Source organism: Bradyrhizobium sp. P2_E8 (assembly GCF_056403875.1).
In genome coordinates, this window is record NZ_JBFUES010000952.1 from 1 (window position 1) to 2,839 (window position 2,839).

Consider the following 2,839-nt stretch of genomic DNA (forward strand, 5'->3'; position numbering starts at 1 on the left):
GCGATAGAGCGCGAGCGTCAGCACGCCGGCCGACACGCCCGAGCCGCAGCTCGTCACCATCGGCGCGTCGAGCTTGACGCCGGCGCCAGTGAAAGCGGCGCGCAGATCCTCGAGCGGCTTCATCGTTCCGGTCGCGGCATCGAACAGGAGATTGTAGGGCACGTTGCGGGCGCCGGGGATGTGGCCGGAGCGGATGCCCGGCCGCGGCTCCGGCGCGCGGCCCTCGAAACGGTCGGCGGCGCGCGCGTCGATGACCTGCTCCTTGCCGCTTTCCAAATTGGCGACGAGTTGCTGCATGCTGCGCACGCGCTTGGCGTCGTAGCTCGCCTTGAACGTCGCAGGCTTCGGCTTCACCTCGCCGCTCTCGACGGGGCGCCCCTCGGCGCGCCATTTCTTAAGGCCGCCATTTAGAATGCGCACATTGCCGTGGCCGAAAGCCAGGAACATCCACCACGCGCGCGGCGCCGCAACCCAGCCGCCGGCGTCGTACAGGACGACGGTGTCGGCGTTGGAGATGCCGAGATTACCGACGTCCCGGCCGAACTGCTCGGCGCTCGGATACATGTGCGGCAACGGGTTGGAATGGTCCGACACCGCATCGACGTCGAAGAACACCGCGCCGGGCAGATGCGCGGCGAGATAGTCGTCCTTCGGCAGCGGCAGCACGCCCGGCAGCTTGAAGCTGGCGTCGAGCACCCTGACGTTGGCGTCGTTGATATGGTCGGCGAGCCATTCGGTGGAGACGAGGGGGTCGGCGGTCATGCAGAGTTTTCCTTGTCATTCCGGTGCGTGCGCGCACGCGCGAGATTGAAGCCGTGCACATCACACTCCGCTGTCATCGCCCGGCTCGACCGGGCGATCCAGTATTCCAGAGGCAATTGTGATTGAGCCGAGAGGCCGCGGCGTACTGGATTCCCCGCCTTCGCGGGGAATGACGCTGGAGATTGGAGCGACAGCGAGGCACACCCTCACCCCTTCTTCTTCGGCTCCCACTGCTCCGTCGGGCCGCCGGCGTCGCGCCAGGCGGCGTAGCCGCCGGCGATGTGGGCGACGGGCTTGAGGCCCATGTCCTGCGCGGTCTTGGCCGCGAGCGCGGAGCGCATGCCGCCGGCGCAGTGGAAGACGAATTTCTTGTCTTCCTGGAACACCGGTTTTGCATAAGGGCTCTGCGGGTCGATCCAGAATTCCAGCATGCCGCGGGTGCAGGCGAACGCGCCGGGGATGCGGCCGTCGCGCTCGATCTCGCGGGGGTCGCGGATGTCGACGATGACGACATCGCCGTTCTTCGAGATTTCGATGGCGTCCTTGGCGGTGAGCGTCTCGATCTCGGCATTGGCCTCGTCGATCAGCGCCTTGATGCCGCGGGTGATGGTCTGGGGCATGTGGTTCTCCCTCTCGTTGTCATTCCGGGGCGCGCGTAGCGCGAGCCCGGAATCCATTTCTCACCAACGCTGCGGCCCGATGGATTCCGGGCTCGATGCTTCGCATCGCCCCGGAATGACGACGGCGAGAGTCAGTGCGTCAATTCCTTCATCGCACCTTCGAGACCTTCGATGGTGATCGGGTACATCCGGTTGGCGAAGATGCGTTTGATGATGGTGGTGGATTCCGAATAGTCCCAGTGCTTCTGCGCGACCGGATTCAGCCACACCGAATGCGGATAGGTGCGGATGATGCGGTCGAGCCAGACCGAGCCCGGCTCCTCGTTGACATGCTCGACCGAGCCGCCAGGCACCATGATCTCGTAAGGCGACATCGAGGCGTCGCCGACGAACACGACCTTGTAGTCGTGCGGGTATTTGTGCAGCACGTCCCAGGTCGGCGTGCGGTCGGTGAAGCGGCGCTTGTTCTGCTTCCACACGCCCTCATAGAGGCAGTTGTGGAAGTAGAAATACTCCATGTGCTTGAACTCGCTCTTCGCCGCCGAGAACAGCTCCTCGACCTGCTCGATATGCGCGTCCATCGAGCCGCCGATGTCGAAGAACACCAAGAGCTTCACCGCATTGCGCCGCTCGGGCCGCATGTGCACGTCGAGATAGCCGTGATTGGCGGTCTCGCGGATGGTGGTGTCGAGATCGAGCTCGTCAGGCGCGCCGGTGCGCGCGAACTTGCGCAGGCGCCGCAGCGCCACCTTGATGTTGCGGATGCCGAGCTCGACATTGCCGTCGAGATCCTTGAACTCGCGCTTGTCCCACACCTTCACGGCGCGGTTGTTGCGGTTCTTCTCCTGGCCGATGCGGACGCCTTCGGGATTGTAGCCGTAGGCGCCGAACGGCGAGGTGCCGGCCGTGCCGATCCACTTCGAGCCGCCCTGGTGCCGCCCCTTCTGCTCCTCGAGGCGCTTCTTCAGGGTCTCCATGAGCTTGTCCCAGCCCATGGCCTCGATCTGCTTCTTCTCTTCCTCGGTAAGGTATTTCTCGGCGAGCTTCTTCAGCCACTCCTCGGGGATCTCGGCCTTGTCCATGGCCTCGAGCAGGCTCTCCAGGCCCTTGAACACGGTGCCGAAGACGCGGTCGAACTTGTCGAGGTTGCGCTCGTCCTTCACCAGCGAGGCGCGCGACAGGTAGTAGAAATTCTCGACCGTGTAGTCCGCAAGGTCAGCGTCGAGCGCCTCCATCAGCGTGAGGTATTCRCGCAGCGTCACGGGGACCTGCGCGTCGCGCAGAGAAGTGAAGAATTGCAGGAACATGGGTGACAGATTGCCCGTCGGGGGACGAACGTCAAGGGGCGGAGGCCGCGGCCGGGCGCTGGACCGGGAGGCTTTTTGCTCTAGAATTGACCACCTCACGGGGTTGTTTTGGGGACATTTGCAATGGGAATTCTCGCAGCACTCATCATC

The 2,839-nt window shown here is 64.3% G+C and carries 3 protein-coding genes; all 3 read right to left on the minus strand.

Annotated elements, in window-relative coordinates; all coding sequences use genetic code 11:
* On the minus strand, positions 1 to 762 hold a 762-nt coding region (gene sseA, locus AC1D00_RS34835; protein ID WP_477013803.1), incomplete at its 3' end, for a 3-mercaptopyruvate sulfurtransferase.
* 206 nt (positions 763 to 968) lie between these two features.
* A complete protein-coding gene (locus AC1D00_RS34840) occupies positions 969 to 1,382 on the minus strand; it encodes a rhodanese-like domain-containing protein (protein WP_135175604.1) in 414 nt (137 codons plus the stop codon).
* Positions 1,383 to 1,513: 131 nt separating this feature from the next.
* A complete protein-coding gene (locus AC1D00_RS34845; protein ID WP_027548316.1) occupies positions 1,514 to 2,689 on the minus strand; it encodes a vWA domain-containing protein in 1,176 nt (391 codons plus the stop codon).
* Positions 2,690 to 2,839 lie beyond the last annotated feature (150 nt).